Annotated in this window: 16 protein-coding genes and 2 tRNA genes; 7 read left to right on the forward strand and 11 right to left on the reverse strand. The window is 71.0% G+C overall.

Annotated features, from left to right (window positions below):
• Positions 1 to 11: 11 nt before the first annotated feature.
• Positions 12 to 962 (forward strand): SURF1 family cytochrome oxidase biogenesis protein, encoded by a 951-nt coding sequence (locus ACSEEN_RS15760; protein WP_440713684.1) that lies wholly within the window; start codon positions 12 to 14, stop codon positions 960 to 962.
• 41 nt (positions 963 to 1,003) lie between these two features.
• On the opposite strand, the gene ACSEEN_RS15765 is transcribed toward ACSEEN_RS15760, so the two are convergent.
• Both ACSEEN_RS15765 and ACSEEN_RS15770 read right to left on the reverse strand, forming a co-directional pair.
• Positions 1,004 to 2,926, reverse strand: coding sequence for an FUSC family protein (locus ACSEEN_RS15765; protein ID WP_440713685.1), 1,923 nt, complete (start codon positions 2,924 to 2,926; stop codon positions 1,004 to 1,006).
• Between the two features lie 80 nt (positions 2,927 to 3,006).
• Entirely contained in the window at positions 3,007 to 3,975 is a 969-nt protein-coding gene (locus ACSEEN_RS15770) for a cobalamin biosynthesis protein (RefSeq protein ID WP_440713686.1), read from the reverse strand.
• 3 nt (positions 3,976 to 3,978) lie between these two features.
• Between ACSEEN_RS15770 and ACSEEN_RS15775 the strand changes: the two genes are divergently transcribed.
• A complete protein-coding gene (locus ACSEEN_RS15775; protein WP_247864121.1) occupies positions 3,979 to 4,782 on the forward strand; it encodes a spermidine synthase in 804 nt (267 codons plus the stop codon).
• Between the two features lie 43 nt (positions 4,783 to 4,825).
• The gene (locus ACSEEN_RS15780; RefSeq protein ID WP_440713687.1) at positions 4,826 to 6,070 is read left to right on the forward strand and encodes an arginine deiminase; all 1,245 of its coding nucleotides are present in this window, start codon (positions 4,826 to 4,828) and stop codon (positions 6,068 to 6,070) included.
• A gap of 22 nt (positions 6,071 to 6,092) precedes the next feature.
• Here the strand turns inward: ACSEEN_RS15780 and ACSEEN_RS15785 are convergent, their stop codons facing one another.
• Genes ACSEEN_RS15785 through ACSEEN_RS15800 form a run of 4 tightly spaced genes read right to left on the reverse strand, consistent with a single transcriptional unit; the run spans position 6,093 to position 9,701 of the window.
• A complete protein-coding gene (locus tag ACSEEN_RS15785; RefSeq protein ID WP_247864122.1) occupies positions 6,093 to 7,079 on the reverse strand; it encodes a glycine betaine ABC transporter substrate-binding protein in 987 nt (328 codons plus the stop codon).
• Entirely contained in the window at positions 7,076 to 7,837 is a 762-nt protein-coding gene (locus ACSEEN_RS15790) for an ABC transporter permease (protein ID WP_440713688.1), read from the reverse strand. The genes ACSEEN_RS15785 and ACSEEN_RS15790 overlap by 4 nt, the downstream gene beginning before the upstream one ends.
• Positions 7,834 to 9,060 (reverse strand): ATP-binding cassette domain-containing protein, encoded by a 1,227-nt coding sequence (locus ACSEEN_RS15795; RefSeq protein ID WP_440713689.1) that lies wholly within the window; start codon positions 9,058 to 9,060, stop codon positions 7,834 to 7,836. Before ACSEEN_RS15795 ends, ACSEEN_RS15790 begins: the two co-directional genes overlap by 4 nt.
• Complete coding sequence (locus ACSEEN_RS15800; protein WP_247864125.1) at positions 9,057 to 9,701, reverse strand: ABC transporter permease; 645 nt, start codon at positions 9,699 to 9,701, stop codon at positions 9,057 to 9,059. Before ACSEEN_RS15800 ends, ACSEEN_RS15795 begins: the two co-directional genes overlap by 4 nt.
• A gap of 353 nt (positions 9,702 to 10,054) precedes the next feature.
• Here ACSEEN_RS15800 and ACSEEN_RS15805 point away from each other — a divergent pair, with 353 nt between their 5' ends.
• A complete protein-coding gene (locus tag ACSEEN_RS15805) occupies positions 10,055 to 10,525 on the forward strand; it encodes an SRPBCC family protein (protein ID WP_440713690.1) in 471 nt (156 codons plus the stop codon).
• 16 nt (positions 10,526 to 10,541) lie between these two features.
• Here the strand turns inward: ACSEEN_RS15805 and ACSEEN_RS15810 are convergent.
• Positions 10,542 to 10,613, reverse strand: a tRNA-Val gene (locus ACSEEN_RS15810).
• Between the two features lie 153 nt (positions 10,614 to 10,766).
• On the opposite strand from ACSEEN_RS15810, the gene ACSEEN_RS15815 reads away from it, so the two are divergent.
• From ACSEEN_RS15815 to ACSEEN_RS15825, 3 genes are all read left to right on the forward strand, one after another.
• Entirely contained in the window at positions 10,767 to 11,579 is an 813-nt protein-coding gene (locus ACSEEN_RS15815) for a maleylpyruvate isomerase family mycothiol-dependent enzyme (RefSeq protein WP_440713691.1), read from the forward strand.
• Between the two features lie 89 nt (positions 11,580 to 11,668).
• Positions 11,669 to 12,586 (forward strand): GDSL-type esterase/lipase family protein, encoded by a 918-nt coding sequence (locus ACSEEN_RS15820; RefSeq protein WP_440713692.1) that lies wholly within the window; start codon positions 11,669 to 11,671, stop codon positions 12,584 to 12,586.
• 200 nt (positions 12,587 to 12,786) lie between these two features.
• Positions 12,787 to 15,372 carry an acyltransferase family protein gene (locus ACSEEN_RS15825; protein WP_440713693.1) on the forward strand — a complete coding sequence of 862 codons (2,586 nt, stop codon included), beginning with the start codon at positions 12,787 to 12,789 and terminating at the stop codon, positions 15,370 to 15,372.
• 290 nt (positions 15,373 to 15,662) lie between these two features.
• Here ACSEEN_RS15825 and ACSEEN_RS15830 read toward each other — a convergent pair.
• The 4 genes from ACSEEN_RS15830 to ACSEEN_RS15845 all read right to left on the reverse strand — a co-directional run bounded on the left by ACSEEN_RS15830 (position 15,663) and on the right by ACSEEN_RS15845 (position 17,173).
• Positions 15,663 to 15,737 (reverse strand) — tRNA-Cys (locus ACSEEN_RS15830).
• A gap of 77 nt (positions 15,738 to 15,814) precedes the next feature.
• Positions 15,815 to 16,291: a peroxiredoxin gene (locus ACSEEN_RS15835; RefSeq protein WP_247864134.1), complete on the reverse strand. Its 477-nt coding sequence runs from the start codon at positions 16,289 to 16,291 to the stop codon at positions 15,815 to 15,817.
• Complete coding sequence (locus ACSEEN_RS15840; RefSeq protein ID WP_371306765.1) at positions 16,291 to 16,740, reverse strand: DUF3052 domain-containing protein; 450 nt, start codon at positions 16,738 to 16,740, stop codon at positions 16,291 to 16,293. Before ACSEEN_RS15840 ends, ACSEEN_RS15835 begins: the two co-directional genes overlap by 1 nt.
• Positions 16,741 to 16,837: 97 nt before the next feature.
• Positions 16,838 to 17,173, reverse strand: coding sequence for an Rv2240c family protein (locus tag ACSEEN_RS15845; protein WP_440713694.1), 336 nt, complete (start codon positions 17,171 to 17,173; stop codon positions 16,838 to 16,840).
• Between the last annotated feature and the right edge of the window lie 129 nt (positions 17,174 to 17,302).

The following is a 17,302-nucleotide window of genomic DNA, read 5'->3' on the forward strand; positions in this document are numbered from 1 at the left end:
TTCTGGACGGCGTGCACCTGCTGCGAACCTTCCTGCGGCCCGGATGGCTACTCGCCGCCGTCCTGGTGGCCGCGTTCGCCGCCGCGTGCTTTCTGATCCTTGCGCCCTGGCAACTCGGGAAGAACACCGCGACGCAGCACCGGAACGACCTGATCCAGACCGCCGCCAAGACCGCGGCCGCGCCCCTTGACCGGTTGGTGCCGGCCGGAGGCGTGCTGCCCACCGGCCACGAGTGGCGCGAGGTGACCCTCACCGGCCGCTACCTGACGGACAAGCAGATCGAGGTGCGGCTGCGCGTCGTCGACGAGCGACCTGCCGTGGAGGTCGTGACACCGTTCCAGCTCACCGGCTCCGAGCGCATCGTGCTCGTCGACCGCGGCTACGTCCGGCCCGACTCGGCCGGCCGGACCCAGATCCCCGCTCCGCCGTCGGGCGAGGTGACGCTGCACGCCCGCCTGCGCAGATCCGAGGCCACCAGTCCGGGCAAGGGCCCCAAGGTGGAGGGCGGCACGCTCACCGCGTACACCATCGACACCGCCGCACTGTCCGCCGCGGACGGCACCCCGCTCGATCCGTTCTACGTGCAGCTCACCGACCATCAGCCCGGCGGGCTCGGCACCATCGACCTGCCGCAGCTCGAATCCGGCCCGTATCTCTCGTATGGGCTGCAGTGGCTCGCCTTCGGTATCATGGCGCCGCTCGGCATCGGCTACTTCGTCTGGGCCGAGGTGAAGCACCGCCGCGCCCTCGCCCGGAAGCAGGAGAACGGCGAGGTGGTGGACGACACCCCGACCGAGGACGGCCGGGGCGCGGAGCGACGACGGATCCGCGACGAACTCCGCGAAGCGAGCGCACCCGGGACCGCCGACCCGCGCGTCGACGTCGAGATCGGCGGGGGCGTGGCCGTCGACAGCCACGAGGACGACGTGCGCGCCAAGCTCGCCCAGCGCTACGGGCGCTGATCCCGGGCGAGCGTCTTCTCTCGAACGCGGGGTACGGGCGGTCAGGTGTCGGCCAGATGCGCGCGGACCCGTGCCAGCCGGTCCGCAATCGGCCGCAGCGCGGGATCGGTGGGTGCCACCGCCTCACCGCTGCGCCCACCCTCACCGGCGTGCCGGATGTCGGCGGCGAGCGCCGCGCTCTCCGGTTCGTCGGGCGGGACGTCATCGGCCACCCGGTCCGTCGCGTACGCCGTCACCGAATCCGCCAGCACCTGCGCGGCGTCCACCGCCGGAATCCAGGCCCGGGCGACCGTGCCGGCGGGTGGCGGCTCGGCGAGCGCACGCTCCAGCCGCGTCTGCAGGTCGGACATCGCGCGACTGGCCGCCCGCCGGGCGCCGACGAGTTCGGCGTGCCGGTCCGCGGCCAGACCGGGATCGTCGGGCACCGCCGTACCGGCTACGCGCAGATGCGTCGCGATTCCGGCCATGGCCTCGGCGAACGTTCCAGCCACCCAGGCCCGGCGCGAATGCGGCCAGATCAGGTAGCCGAAGACGATCACGATCGCCCCGCCGATCGCCGTCGCCGCGAGCCGCTCCCACGAGAAGTTGCCGCCATCGCCCGGGGTGATCACGTCGACCAGGAAGATCACGATCGGCGTGATGGCCAGAGCCTGCAGCGCGTACGACTTCATCATGAGCCACGGCACCAGCGCCGCGAACGCCGCGATGAGGACGCCGAGCCCGACCCCCTTGGGCACCACCAGCAGCAAGAGTGAGGCGAGGGCGACGGCCACGACGGTGCCGATCACCCGCAGAATCGCCCGGGCGAACACCGAACCGAAGTCCGGCTTCATCACCATGCAGACGGTCAGCGGAACCCAGAACCAGTGGCCGTACGGGAAGTACTCCCTGGCCGCGACGGCGATGCCGTAGCAGAGCGCGAGGCGAGCGGCCGCCAGCACCACTTCGCGCCCGATACCGTCGGAGACCAGTCGTTCGTGCCGCGCCCCGGCGGGCCGCTTCCGGGGCCGCAGCGCGTCGGCGAGCTCGTCGATCCGGGTCGAGAGGAGTGCCGCGCCCCGGCTCGACCCGGCGACCGCCGGTTCCGTCGCGGGCTCGCCGGCGTCTGCGGACCGGCCGCCGGCGACCTCGGCGGCGAGTGCCCGCAGGCGCCTCTCGGCGATCTCGGCGGCCGCCGGATCGCGGTCGCCGATCAGGAAGGCCTGCACTCGCTCGGCGGCCCCGGTCACGTCGTCGTCGAGCGTCCACGACCCGGCCGAGCCTGCGGTGCGCACCGAGAACTCGGCGACGCGGGTGGTCGCCGCCCGCAGCGCCGCGGTGGCCCGGCCCCGCGCGGCCGCGGTGCGGTCGCCGCCGTCGGCGAGATCGTCGTGCCGGGCCCGCGCGAGATCGGCGAGGGCGGTGAGCATCGGCACGAGCACGGCGCGCTGCGGGCGCGCCGGGACCAGCAGCATCTCGATCGCCAGCAGGGCGGCGTAGAGGACGCCGCCCGCGAAGTACAGGCCGATCGGCTCCCACCAGTCGATCCCCTTGACCCCGAGCGCGATGCTGGCGACCAGGAGGAATTGCATTCCGCCGACCGAGAACGCCGGGCCCAGCCCGGCGATCGCGCCCATCAGGAAGGCGAGCAGCGCCGCCAGGACCACCAGGGAGGCGATCGGCGCGTCCTGGATGAAGCCGAGCAGATAGCCGGCGGCGGCGATCGGCGTGGAGATCGCGATGATCGTGAAGTTGAGACGGTAGGTGCCCTCGCGTTCGCCGGCCGCGAGCAACAGCGTCGCCAGTCCGATCCACATCGCCGTGATCAGGTGGCCGGTCAGCGAGCCCACGATGAACGGGCCGCCGACGGCGACCGCCGAACGGATCGAATGCCCCAGCGGAAACTCGGCGCGGCGTATCCGCAGCATCTCGACGATCCAGTCCGCGGGGCGGACTCGTCCCGGGGAGATCGGAGTCTGGCCCACACTGCTCCTGTCATCGAGCGCACCGCGCCCGCGCGGTTCCGGCCGCCCGATCATGTCACAGCGTGTGCCCGGTCTGCGCGCTATGTCACAGACCGGCGGCTCCGCGCGGATCGCGCTCCCACCGCGAGCACCGCGAGCACCGCGCTCACCACCTGCACCCGGCGCGACAACCGCACCGCCGCGCGCAGGTCCGCGGCGCGCGGTGCGGGGCCGTCGCCCAGTACCGGCCGCTGCTCCGCGCCGTGCGCGTACACCGTCAGCCCGCCGAGAGAGATACCGAGCGCCCCGGCGAAGGCGGCCTCGATGACGCCCGCGTTGGGGCTCGGATGCCGATGGGCGTCCCGGCGGACCGCCCGCGCGGTGCGCACCGGATGCCCGCTCAGCAGTCCGGCGAGCACCGCGGCGAGCCGGGCCGGCACCAGATTCGCGAGGTCGTCGGTGCGCGCCGCGGCCCAGCCGAAACGCAGGTACCGGGGCGACCGGTAGCCGATCATCGCGTCGAGCGTGTTGACCGCGCGATATCCGAGCAGGCCGGGCGCCCCGGCGATCGCACCCCAGAACAGCGGTGCGACGGTCGCATCGGGGGTGTTCTCGGCGATCGACTCCACCGCGGCGCGGCAGATCCCCGCCTCGTCGAGCAGGCTCGGGTCGCGGCCGACCAGGCTCGGCAGGATGGCGCGGGCACCGTCGAGGTCGCCGTCGTCGAGCGCGTCGGCGATCCGCCCGCCCACCCGGCAGAGCGAGGTGCCGCCGAGCGCGGAGAAGGTGGCCGCCGCGGTCCCGGCCGGACCGGCCACCGCGGCGAGGCGGCCCACGGCCGTCGCGGCGGTGATCCAGAACGCGGCGAACACCGCGCCCGCGGGCCGGGTGTCGCGGTAACACCGGCGCTCGCCTGCGGCCACCGCGGCGCCGAAGAGGGCCACCGGGTGCCCGCGGCGCGGATCACCGAAAGCGAGATCCGCCGAGGCGCCGATCGCCAGTCCCAGGGCCTCGCCGTCACGTCTGCGCACGCGGCGATGGTACCGGCACCCGACCGCTATCATCGGCATCCGATGGCCCACACACCCGCCCCCGAAGCCGGCAGCTTCGAGATCTCCACCGGCACCGCCGAACTCACCCGCGACGGGGTCGGCGGCTGGCTGCTGACCGTGAACGGTGCGCAGAGCAGTCACGTCGACCCGTTCGACGCCGCCAACCTGGAATTCGAGTACATGCGGCAGATGGCCGCGGCCATCGACGACGCGCATCCCGCCCGCGACGCGCCGCTGCGGGTGCTGCACCTGGGGGCCGCCGCGTGCGCACTCCCCCGCGCCCTCGCGCACCGCTACCCCAAGTCCCGGCACGTCGCCGTCGAGATCGACGCCGAACTGGCCCGGCTGGCCCGCGAATGGTTCGACCTGCCGCGCGCACCCCGCCTGCGCATCCGGGTCGGCGACGCGCGGGAGGTGGTCGAGTCGCTGACCGAGGGCACCCGCGACATCGTGATCCGCGATGCCTTCGCCGAGTCGCTCACCCCGGCGCATCTGAAGACCGTGGAGTTCACCGCCGCGGTACGCCGGGTGCTGGCGCCGGGCGGCCTCTACTTGGCGAACTGCGGTGACCGCCGCGATCTGGTCTCGGCGCGCGGCGAGGTCGCCACCGTCCGCGAGGTCTTCGCCGAGGTGGCCCTGATCTCCGATCCGGCGATGCTGAAGGGCCGCCGGAGCGGGAACATCGTCGTGGTGGCGAGCGACGGCCCGCTCCCCGGCTCCGCCGAGCTGCAGCGACTGCTGCGCAGCGACCCGGAACCGTCACGCCTGGTGACAGGCGACGATGTGGCCGCCTTCGCCCGCAGCGCCGCGCCCCTGCGCGACTGATCTCCCCCGGTCAGCCGTGCCTCGCCCGCCCGAAAGGACCGTCATGACCAGTCCCGCCACCACCTACGGCGTCCACTCGGAAGTCGGCAGGCTGCGCAAGGTGCTCGTCTGCGCGCCGGGCCTCGCGCACGAACGACTGACCCCGACCAACGCCGACGACCTGCTGTTCGACGACGTCCTGTGGGTGCAGAGCGCCAAGCGCGACCACTTCGACTTCGTCACCAAACTGCGCGACCGCGGCGTGGACGTCATCGAACTGCACGATCTGCTCGCCGAGACGATGGACCTGCCCGAGGCGCGGAGATGGCTGCTCGACCGCAAGATCGTGGCCAACGAGACCGGTGTCGGCCTGGTCGCCGCCACCCGCGAATACCTGGACGAGCTCGGTTCCCGCGAGCTGACACGATTCCTCCTCGGCGGCCTGTCGACGGTCGACCTGCCGAAGGAACTGCGGCCGTCGTACATCGCGCTGGCCGACGAGTCGACCGGCCGCGGCGAGTATCTGATGCCGCCGCTGCCGAACACGCTGTACACCCGGGACACCACCTGCTGGATCTACGGCGGCGTCACCCTGAATCCGCTGTTCTGGCCCGCCCGGCACGCCGAGACCCTGCTGATGAAGTCGATCTACGAGTTCCATCCGGACTTCGCCGGGTCGACCGTCTGGTGGGGCGACCCGGAACGCAGCTGGGGCAGCGCCACCATCGAGGGCGGTGACGTCCAGATCGCCGGCGACGGCGTGGTGCTCATCGGCATGAGCGAGCGCACCTCGCGCCAGGCGGTGACGCAGGTGGCCCGTGAACTGTTCGCGAACGGCGCGGCGCGCAAGATCGTCGTCGCCGGTATGCCCAAGCTGCGGTCGGCCATGCACCTGGACACCGTGCTGACCTTCGCGGACCGCGACCTGGTCTCGGTGTATCCGGAGATCATCGACGCCGTGCGCCCGTTCACTCTGCTCCCCAGCGACACCGAACCGGGCGTCGAGGTGATCGCCGAGTCGGGCCATTTCCTGACCGTGCTGCGCAAGGCGCTCGGCCTGCACGACCTGCGGGTGGTCGAGGCCGGCGGCAGCGCCTACGCCTCCGAACGCCAGCAGTGGGACAGCGGCAACAACCTGGTCGCCGTCGAACCGGGCGTCGTCTTCGCGTACGACCGCAACACGTACACCAACTCGCTGCTGCGCGAACAGGGCGTCGAGGTGATCACGATCGTCGGCGCCGAACTCGGTCGCGGCCGCGGCGGCGGGCACTGCATGACCTGCCCGATCATCCGCGATCCGCTGGACTGACTCCCCTCCCCGGGCACCGGACTCAGTCCGGCACCACCAGCTTCTGCTCGATCAGCCAGTCATAGGCGACGTCGGCCGGGTCCTGCCCGTCGATGTCGACCTTCGCGTTGAGCTGCTGGAGGCCCTCGTCGGTCAGTCGTCCGGCGATCTCGCCGAGGAGACCGCGCAACTGCGGGTACTTCCGCAGCGTGGCTTCCTGGACCACCGCGGCCCCGTTGTACGGCAGGAAGAACTTGCGGTCGTCCTGCATCACCACCAGGCCGAGGTTCTGGATGCGGCCGTCGGTGGTGTAGACCATGCCGAAGTTGCAGGGCTTCCCGGCGGCGGTCGCCGAATAGACGACGCCGGAGTCCATCCGGGTGACGTTGTTCTGCGGCACCCCGTCGGGGGTGTTGAACGGGATGCCGTAGGCCTCCAGCATCGGCCGCATGCCGTCGGCGCGGCTGAAGAACTCGTCGTCGATGCAGAACGTCCGCTCGTGCACCGGGAGCTTGGCGACCTCCGACAGCGTGTGCACGCCGAGCCGTTCGGCGTTGCGGCGCGACGTGGCGAAGGCATAGGTGTTGTTGAATCCGGCGGGCGGCAGCCAGATCAGGCCCTGCTTCTCCTCCAGGTCGTGCACGCGCTGCCACAGCTCGTGTGGATCGGAGATCGCCTCCGTCTGCCCGTGATAGGCCTGCCACGCGGTGCCGGTGTACTCCCAGGTGACGTCGGCGTCGCCGTTGACCATCACCTGACGGCCCGATGCCGAGCCCGGCGCCCCGGTGAGATCGGTGATCTCGGCGCCCGCCGCGGCCAGATAGGTCGCGGTGATCTTGCCGAGCAGCACCTGCTCGGTGAACGACTTGGAGACGACGGTCAGGTGGGCCCCGGCCAGCGGCCGGTCGCCGTCGGGCAGCTTCGCGCTGTGGAAGGTGCCCGAGGAGCTGACCAGACCGCAGCCCGCCAGCAGCGCCGCGGTCAGCAGCGCGACGATCGCCGGCGCGGCCCGCCGCGCCCGCCGCGTCATGACAGTCCCTTCGGTGTCGCCACCAGTTCGACGAGGCGGCCGAGCCAGTCGATGATCATCGCCAGCAGCGCGACCAGCACCGCGCCGGCGATCAGCAGTTTCGGCAGGAACAGCGTGATCCCGGTGGTGATGAGGGTGCCGAGGCTGGTGGCCCCGATGAAGGTGCTCAGCGTCGCGGTGCCGACCAGGATCACCAGCGCGGTCCGGACCCCGTTGAGGATCACCGGCACCGCGAGCGGCAGTTCCACCTGGATCAGGGTGCGGGTACCGGAGTACCCGATGCCGCGCGCCGCCTCGATCACCCGCCGGTCCACCTGCCGCAGACCGACGATGGTGTTCTGCAGGATGGGCAGGATCGCGTACACCACCAGGCCGATCACCGCGGTACGGAGGCCGGTCCCGAAGGCGAACGTGAACAGCACCAGCAGGCCCACCGCGGGCGCCGCCTGCCCGATGTTCGCGATGCCCACCGCGATCGGCGTCAGCCGCGTCAGCCGCGGCCGGGTGAGCAGGATCCCGAGCGGAATCGCGATCACCAGGACGATCGCCGCGGCGGTCACCGTGAGGATCACATGGTCGACGATCGTCTCCCAGAGCACCGCCCACTCCAGCTGCGCCGACTCGGTGCTGGTGAAGGTGGTCCGCGCGTACCAGAGGAAGAAGATCGCGCCGACCACCAGGATCACCAGCGGCTCGAACCACACGTCGACCGGCAGCCGGCGCAGCCGCCGGGCGACGGTTCCGGTCGCGGCCGTCATGACGCCCCCTCCTCGCCGGTGGCCTCCGCGAACTCGGCGTAGTCGGGTTCGTCCGCGTAGGCGTCGTCGAGCTGGCCGCGGATGGTCTCGACGACGGTGCGGAAGCTGACGTAGCCGAGCAGCCGGCCCCCGGCGGTGGTGACCAGCGTGCCGTTCTGCCGGGCGGCCAGCATGGCGTCGAGCGCGTCGTGCAGGGTCGACGTCGGTGCGACGACCGACAGCCGCGGGTCCACGTACGCGGCGATCTGCGGCGCGGACTCGATCTCGTCCAGCGAGGGCCACGCGATCGGCCGGCCTGCCGCGTCGACCACCGCCACCCATCGTCCGCCCGCCGCGCGGACGCGAGCGGAGACCTCGCCGCTCGGCTCGCCGACGCGGGCGGTCATCACCTTGTCCATCCGCACGTCGGCCACCCGGCTGAAGGAGAGCTGCGCCAGCGTGGCGCCGGATCCGATGAATTCGGAGACGAACTCGGTCGCCGGATTCGCGAGGATCTCGGCGGGCGTCGCGAACTGCTCGATCTTCCCGCCCTTGGACAGGATCAGGACGCGATCGCCGAGCTTGGTGGCCTCGTCGAAGTCGTGGGTGACGATCACGATCGTCTTGCCCAGTTCCTGGTGGATCTCGATCAGGCTGTCCTGCAGACGCACCCGGGTGATCGGGTCCACCGCGCCGAAGGGCTCATCCATCAGCAGCACCGGCGGATCGGCGGCCAGCGCGCGCGCCACCCCGACCCGCTGCTGCTGCCCGCCGGACATGTCCTTGGGCAGCCGCTTCGCGTACTCGGCGGGGTCGAGGCCGACCAGATCGAGCAGGTACTCGGTGCGTTCGGCGATGCGGCCGCGATCCCAGCCGAGGACGCGCGGGATCGCGCCGACGTTGCGTTCGACGGTCCAGTGCGGGAACAGGCCGCCGGACTGGATCACGTAGCCGATCGACTGGCGGAGCTTGTCGGGGTTCATCCGGGTGATGTCCCGGCCACCGATCACGATCCGCCCCGATGTGGGCTCGATCAGCCGGTTGATCATCTTGAGCGTCGTCGTCTTGCCGCAGCCGGAGGGGCCGACGAAGGTGACGATCTCACCGGCGCCGATCTCCAGATCCAGGTGCGCGACGGCCGGCTCGGACTGCCCGCGATAACGCTTCTCCACCCCGTCGAGCACGATCGAGGCGCCGGTGATCTCCCGGTCGGTGTTCCCGCCTGCGGTACCGGTGGTGGTCATGTCAAACCTTTCGAGATGGTCAGTCGTCCGAGCAGGACCAGCAGCGCGTCGAAGACGAGGGCGATGAGCACGATGAGGATGGTGCCGGTCGACGCCATCTCCAGCGCGTTGGCGCCGCCCAGCCGGGACAGCCCGTTGAAGATCAGCGAGCCCAGGCCCGGGCCGAGGACGTACGCGACGATGGCCGCCACGCCCACGATCATCTGGGTGGACACCCGGATCCCGGTGAGGATCACCGGCCAGGCCATCGGCAGTTCGACGGTGAGCAGGATCCGCCAGCGCGGCAGCCCGATCCCGCGCGCCGACTCGATCAGGCTCGGCGGCACCGAGCGCAGGCCGACGATGGCGTTGCCGATCACCGGCATGGCCGCGAAGAAGGCCAGCATCGTGAACGACGGCGGCACCCCCAGCCCGAGCGGCACGATGAGCAGCGCCAGCAGCGCGAGCGACGGGATGGTCAGCGCCACCCGGCTCGACGTCAGTGTCAGCGCCGACAGGATCGGCAGCCGGTACACCGCCACGGCGAGCACGATCGCCACCACGGTGCCGACGAGCACCGTCTGGAAACACAGCGACGCGTGCTGATAGGTGAGGAAGGTCAGTGTCCCCCGGTGACCGGAGATGTAATGCCAGAGATTCACCGCTCACCGGCCTCCCGGCGAGCAGGCGACTCCTCTCGTGCGGCCGGGGAATCTGGGAACTCCGCGCCCCGTCCCGGTGCCGGGGCACCCGATCCGCCGATCACGGCGTCGTCGGTCGGGGAAATATCGGTCTTCGGCGAGCATCGTCTTGCGTCCTTCCGCCCTGCGAACCCGGGCGAATCGCCCGAAGGATCGTTTTCTTACGGATGTATCGAACGTACCGAGATCCGCCGGGTCGTGGACGAGCGGCAGGTCAGCGCGCGTGTCGTGGAGTGGCCCGGGCCGGACGGGTCGCAGCGGCCCGGCCGGAATCGATCGGGCGTCGACGGCCCGCCCGCCCGTAGGCTGAATCCATGACACTGCAGCTCCAGGCGTCCCGCGCCGTTCCCGTGCCGGTCGAGGAGGCGTTCGCGAAGGTTCTTCCGGTGCCCCTGGAACGGATCTTCGGCCGCCGCTACGCGGCGATCGCCGGGATCTCCGCGGTCGAGGGCCAGCAGGGCGACTGGGCGACGGCCGGCCAGACCCGGACGGTCGTGCTGAGCGACGGCGGGCGCCTGCGGGAGACCCTGACCGAGGTCGCCGAGCCGCGGTCGTTCGCCTACACGCTGACCGTCGCCCGCGGTGTGAACCGCTTCCTGATCGGCGGTGTGGTCGGCCGCTGGACGTTCACGCCGGCCGGCACCGGGACCCGCATCACCTGGTCGTGGGAGGTCACGCCGGCCAACCGCGCGGCGGTGGCGCTGATGCCGCTGTTCGCCCGCATGTGGCGCGGCTACGCCCGGCAGGCCATGGAGGAGATCGAAACGGTGCTGCTCGACGGCTGACCGCTCGCGGCGTGAGTGCGCACAGTAGGGATCGAACCTACGACCACTGGTGTGTAAAACCAGGGCTCTACCGCTGAGCTATGTGCGCGCGATCGGGGCGGGGCCGCCGACTGTGAGAAAGATACCGTCCCCGCTGGCCTGCCCCAAACCGGGCCGCGAGGCGCGCCGGGAGACAATCCTCCCGCTACCCGGGCGTCGGGGTTAGCGTTAGGCACCCAGCCCGCGAGAAGAGGAGACCACGATGGTCACCCGCATCCCCCGGCAGCCCGTGATCGACGCCCTGCGCGACGAGTGGGCCACGCTCGACGCACTGGCCTCCGGCCTCGACGACGCGCAGTGGTCGGCGCCGTCGATCCTGCCCGGGTGGACAGTCGCCGACATCGTGGCCCACATCGCGGGCACCGAGTGGTCGCTGACCGGCCGAGAGATCGAGGCCACGCGCGACGTCGCCGCGCTGGAGCATGTCCGCAATCCGATCGGCGAACTGAACGAGAAGTGGCTCGACCACTACCGCGCCCGGTCCCGCGAGGAGCTGATGCGCGACTTCCGCGAGGTCACCGCGCAGCGGCTCGACGCTCTCGAGGGCATGACCGAACAGCAGTGGGACGCCGAGGGCTTCACCCCGGCCGGGAAGGACTCGTACGGCCGGTTCATGCGGATCCGGGTGTTCGACTGCTGGATCCACGAGGTGGACATCCGCGACACGCTCGGCCTCGGCGAACCGGACGACCTTTTGCCGGCCACCTGGGCGCGGAAGGAGATGAGCGCCTCGCTCCCCTTCCTGATCGGCAAGAAGGCCGGCGCGCCGGCGGGCACCGCGGTGACCGTCGACTTCACCGGCCCCGCACCACGGCAGGTGCACGTCGCCGTCGAGGAACGCGCCGCGATCGTGCCCGAACTCGACGGCCCCGCCGACGTGACCCTGCGCGTCGGCCTCGCCGACTGGGCCCGGCTGATCGGCGGGCGCACCACCGCCGATCCGGCGCGCGTGACGATCGAGGGCGACGAGGAACTCGGCCGCCGAATCGTCGCGAATCTGCACTACATGATCTGAGCCACCCCGTCCGGACCGGCGATCGTGACCGATCCGATGCGCCCTCCGGCTTGAAACACAAGTGACTGGTGAGTTGCAATGTATCTATTGTGACTACTGAGACGACCCTCCGCCGCCCACGACCGGCCCGCCGCCGCGCGCGCCGCACCGCTGCCGTCCGCACCGCCGCGCTCCTCGCCGGACTGACCGTGGCGGCGAGCAGCGCGGCCGCCCTCCCCGCCCGCGCCTCCGCGGCGCCGGCGGACGAGCTGATGGGCGTCGCGGGCCAGATCCTGCAAGCGCTGCCGGAGACGTCGAACTCCTCCGCCGACCTGCCGTCGCTGTTCACCCTGCTGATCCCGCAGGTCCCGCAGCCCGGCACACCCCGCTCGCTGCCCACCGGTGACCGCACCACCTCGTGCACCGAGGTGACCCACATCGGCGACTCGACCTCCGTCGGGATCGACGACCCGGCGAAGTTCACCGACCCCGCCGACCGGCTCAGCAGCCAGTACCAGCGCGTCGGCGTCAAGAACACCGTGCTCGACGCCGCCGGCGGCCGCTCGATCGTCGAGACGGTCAACGGCGAACCCAACGCCGTCCAGGTGATCCAATCGCAACTCGCCAAGGGCCGCACGGGCTGCTGGGTGATCGCGATGGGCGTGAACGACGCCGCCGACATCGCGGTCGGCTCCACCGTCGACGCCGACCAGCGCATCGACCGCGTGATGAACCTCCTGAAGGGCCAGCAGGTGCTCTGGCCGACGGTGGCCACCGCCGCGCCGTCGAACCCGGCGTACGCCGACACCCACATGCGGGAGTTCGACGCCGCCCTCACCCGGGCCGCCGCCCGCTATCCGAACCTGCGCATCTACGACTTTGCCGCGGAGACGCAGCCCTCCTGGTACGTCGACGGCATCCACTACAACGCCGACGGGCTGGCCCAGCGCAACCGCCTGTTCGCCACCGCCCTGGCGACCGCCTTCCCGGCCGCCGCCGCGCCGCCCAAGGCCCTGACCGGGCGCTGAGCGGCCCGCCCGGTGTGAACGATCTCACGACCGGAATGCCCGGGTCAGGGCGGTATTCGTCCGATCTGCCGACACCGGTCCGGCGCCCGCCGTCGTAGGATGGAACTTTGCGGCCCGGCGCCTGGGGAGACTCGCTCGGGAGGAACGCTCGAGGGCCGCGACGTCCCCCGTAGCCCACGGCGAAGGAGCACGCGCGCGGTATGCCACGGCCGACTCACCACGAAACGTCGTACCTCCCCGCGCTCGACGGCCTCCGCGCCCTCGCGGTGATCTTCGTCGTCCTCTACCACCTCGACGTCCCCGGCTTCGGCGGCGGCCTGCTGGGGGTCGGGATGTTCTTCACCCTGTCCGGCTTCCTGATCACGTCGCTGCTGATCTTCACCCGGGAACGCACCGGCGGGCTCGGCCTGAAGACCTTCTGGCTGCGCCGGGCCCGGCGCCTGATGCCCGCGGTGATCCTGGTCCTGGCCGCGACACTGATCACCGCGGCGATCGCGGTGCCCAAGAACTTCCTCAGCTACCTATGGGAAGCGATCAGCGCGCTCTTCTACGTCAACAACTGGTACACGATCGCATCGAGCACCTCGTACTTCGACCGGTTCGGCGGCCCGACGCCGCTGAGCCACATGTGGTCACTGTCGATCGAGGAGCAGTTCTACCTCGTCTGGCCGTTGCTGCTGGCGCTGATGTTCCTGGTGTTCAAGCGGCGCGCGGTGATGACGGTGGTGATCGTGGCCCTCGCGCTCGGCTCGTTCTGGCTGCTCGACGCCCTCGCCTCCCCCGCCTTCGACAACACCCGCGCCTACGAGGGCACCGACACCCGCGCGGGCGGTCTCCTGCTCGGCGCCGCCCTCGCCTTCTGGTGGCCCGCGCGCAAGCGCCAGGTGAACCACACGCAGCGCTGCTGGCTCGACGTCCTCGGCCTGACCGGCATCGGCGCCATCGTGTACCTCGTCCTCACCACGCACGACAACTCGATGGGCCTCTACACCTGGGGGCTGGCCTTGCTCACCGTCGCCACCCTCGGCATCCTGGCCGCGGCGGTCGCCCCGGACACCCTGGTCGCGACGCTGCTGAGCCTGCCGCCGCTGCGCTGGATCGGTGAGCGGTCGTACGGGATCTACCTGTGGCACATGCCGGTCGTGGCCTTCGTTCCGCTGGCCGTCCGCACCGACTCCCCCTGGGTCGGGGCCATCGTCACCCTCGCGGTCACCGTCCTGCTGGCGAGCCTGTCGTGGCGGTTCATCGAGAATCCGATCCGCAAGTACGGCTTCGCCGGTGCGCTCACCGGCCGCCGGACCGACCCCGACACGGCGCCGGCCGCACCGGCCGCGGACGCCGTCGCCGCCGATGTGTCCGCACCCGCGGACGACGCCGGGATCATCGTGCTGCCCGATCTCGCCCGCACCGACGCAGCGCCGCCGCCACGCACGGTCGTCGAAGAACCCGTCGACCTCACCGGCGTCCTCGGCCGCACCGCGTCCACCGACGAGACCGCCGGCGACGTCGCCGAGGAGCCCGCCGACGAGGCCGCCCAGGAACGTACGCCCGCGCTGGCGATGATCGTCCTCGATCACACCGACGAGCCGCCGGCCACCCGGCATCCCGACGCCGGTCCCGGCGCGGAACCGGACGGTTCCGAGGACGACGCCGAACAACCCGACACCGTCGAACCCGACACCGAGTCCGACGAGGACGCCAACGCACCAGTAGAGGAGTCCGCCGCCCCCGACGACGAGCCCGGACCCGACACCGAGACGGAGACCGACGGAGCCGACACCGGCATCCGAGCCGAGGGATCGGGCACCGGCGACGACCAGCCGCAGCCCCAGACCGCGGCTCCGGACGTCCGGTCGGACTCGGAGCGCTCGCGGGAGCGCCTGGTCGTGGTCATCCCCGACACCCGCCGGTCCCGGCGCCGCACCATGGTGCGCCCGATCGCGTCGGTACTCGGCTTCCTGACCCTCGCGGTGGCGCTCCTGGTCGGATCGAGCCTGCTGAACCCGGACATGACGGTGGTGCGGGCGCTGTCGTCGTCGTCCGATCTGGGCTCGCTCGACGATCCGACGGCCAAGACGCCCACCAACCACCCGGTCGGCCCGACGCTGCCGCCCGCTGAGCGGCGGACCCGCTGCTCCGAGGTGATCCACGTCGGCGACTCGACGTCGCTCGGCATGAACGAGCCCGACATGCAGCCCGACCCGGCCGACCGCCTGGAAGGGCAGTACAAGCGGGTGGGCGCGAGGATCTTCCACCCCGACATCGTCGGCGGCCGGTCCAGCCTCGAGCGCGTCAACGACCAGCCCAACGCCGCCGAATCCATCCAGGCGGACCTGGCCCGCGGATGGCGCGGCTGCTGGGTGATGAACATGGGCATCAACGACACCGCGAACATGGAGGTGGGCGGCGCCGGACCGGCCGACATGCGCATCGACCGGCTCCTCCGTCCGCTGAAGGATCAGCCGGTGCTGTGGCCGACCATCATCACCAACCGCCTCAACCAGAACCCGGCGTACAACAACCGCGCGATGCAGCGGTTCAACAAGGCCCTGATCCGGGCCTGCGAGCGCTACCCGAACCTGCGCGTGTACGACCTCGCGGGCGCGGTGCACCAGGACTGGTTCCTCGACGGCGTGCACTACACGCCGGAGGGCAACGCGGAACGGGCCCGGATGATCGCGACCGCCCTGGCCACGGAGTTCCCCGCCGACGACCTGCCGCCGCAGGGTTGCGTGCTCCGCTCGATCGACACCGTCGAACCCCCGGCGAAGGACCAGCACCCCTAGGTCGGGTCCGCCGGACGAGCCGCCATATAGGCCGGGTCCGCCGGACAAGCCGCCATATAGCCCGTTGAGCCGGACGAGCCGTTAGGCGAGTCCGTGTCGAAACGCCCTCCCCGGCCGGTCCGTTTCGCCTCACCCCGGGTCCTGAGCCGGCGCGGCGGAGCCCTTCGCCTCCGCTCAGGAACCACGTGCGACGACGCCGCGTCGAAGGGCGCCCTTGCGGGCTCGGGCCGGCGGGGCGGGCTGATGCCCCGCCCGGCCCGCCGGGCGAGCCGTCAAGCCGGGGTCGACCGTGGAGCGGGTGACAGGATTCGAACCCGCCTCACACTGTTTTGCAGACAGCTGCCTCGCCACTCAGCCACACCCGCGGGTGACCGTCATTCTGCCGAGTGCGCCGCCGTCTGCCGAGGGATGCGCTCACGGCGAGCGGAACGGGCGAGGCCGTCTAGGTCGCGGTGTTCGCGGCCAGCGCCGCATCCCAGGTCTCGACGGTCCTGGCCTCCCCCGGGCCGACCATCGCCGAAAACGCCACCGTTCCGTCGCGGTCGATCAGGAAGGTGCCGCGATTGGCGATGCCGCGGGCGTCGTCGAACACGCCGTAGGCCTGCGCGACGGCGCCGTGCGGCCAGAAGTCGGCGAGGATCGGGAACAGAAAGCCCTGCGCCGACGACCACACCTTGTGCGTGGGCGGCGCGCCGACGGAGACGGCGACCGTGGAGAGCTCGTCGTCGTCGAACTGCGGCAGGTGGTCGCGGATGTAGCCGAGTTCGCCCTCGCAGGTACCGGTGAAGGCCAGCGGGAAGAAGACCACCAGGACGGCGCCCTTCTCGCGCAGCGCGGCGAGGGCGACCTCCTGATTGTTCTGGTCACGCAGGACGAAGTCCGGCGCGATCGAGCCGACCGGGATCGGCGCGGCCGCCATCAGCGCTTACCGCGCGGCCGCGACTCCAGACGCGAACCCGACCAGTCGCCGAGGTTCACCACCTTGGTCTGACTCAGGCCCGCCGTGGGCGCGGCCTCGGCGATCTCGCTCGGGTCGACGTACCCGGTCTTGCCGGTCTTCGGGGACACGACCCACACGAAGCCGCCCTCGGCGAGCGGACCGATGGCGTCCATCAGGGCGTCCACCAGATCACCGTCCCCGTCGCGCCACCAGAGCAGGACCGCGTCCATCACGTCGACCGCGTCCTCGTCGAGCATCTCGGCATCGATGACGTCTTCGATGTCGGCACGCAGGTCGTCGTCGGTGTCCTCATCCCACCCGAGCTCCTGGATCACCATGCCATGGGTGAATCCGAGCTTGCCGACATTTCCGTCCTCCGTGGTGGCTACCACCGGGTGTGACCTCCTGATCTCCTGACTCGTCTCCATTCGCGGAGCGAGCACGGCCTGGCTTTCGTCTTCTTGACAACGGTAACCCTAGAGGGTTAGACGCGCCGGAGAACAGACCTCACCCACACCGGACGCGTCAACCGGTTCCGGTGGGCATGAATTCGCCGCACGCGTCGATCAGTTCGGTGCGTGACGAACTCCAGTCGTCGGTGGCCTTGTTGAGCGAGAGTTTGCGCCGCTTGCCGATCTGCTCGGACAGCTGATCGGTCGCGGTGAGGAAGCGCTGCACCTTGTCGTCGAGGTCTTCCGGGACCGCCGGGCTCAGCGATTTCCGGATCAGGTCGGCACCGGTGGTGAGCGTGTCGCGCGCGTACCGGTCTTCGGTGTCGATCTTGGCGTAGTCCTGCGTCTGGTTGAGGCGCGCGACGAAGGCGTTGTAGTCGCGCACCATCACGCCGGCCGAGGTGATCACCTGGGCGTGTCAGATGGTCTGTGTAAGCGGTGAGGTTCAACCCTGAAGGGACCCGCTGTAGTGACTGTCAATCATGATGTGAGCGTGGATGATTCGCGTGCAGAGCAACGCCGGCGACAGACCGAGATG

This window comes from Gordonia marina (assembly GCF_052036135.1).
In the GTDB taxonomy this organism is placed as follows: domain Bacteria; phylum Actinomycetota; class Actinomycetes; order Mycobacteriales; family Mycobacteriaceae; genus Gordonia.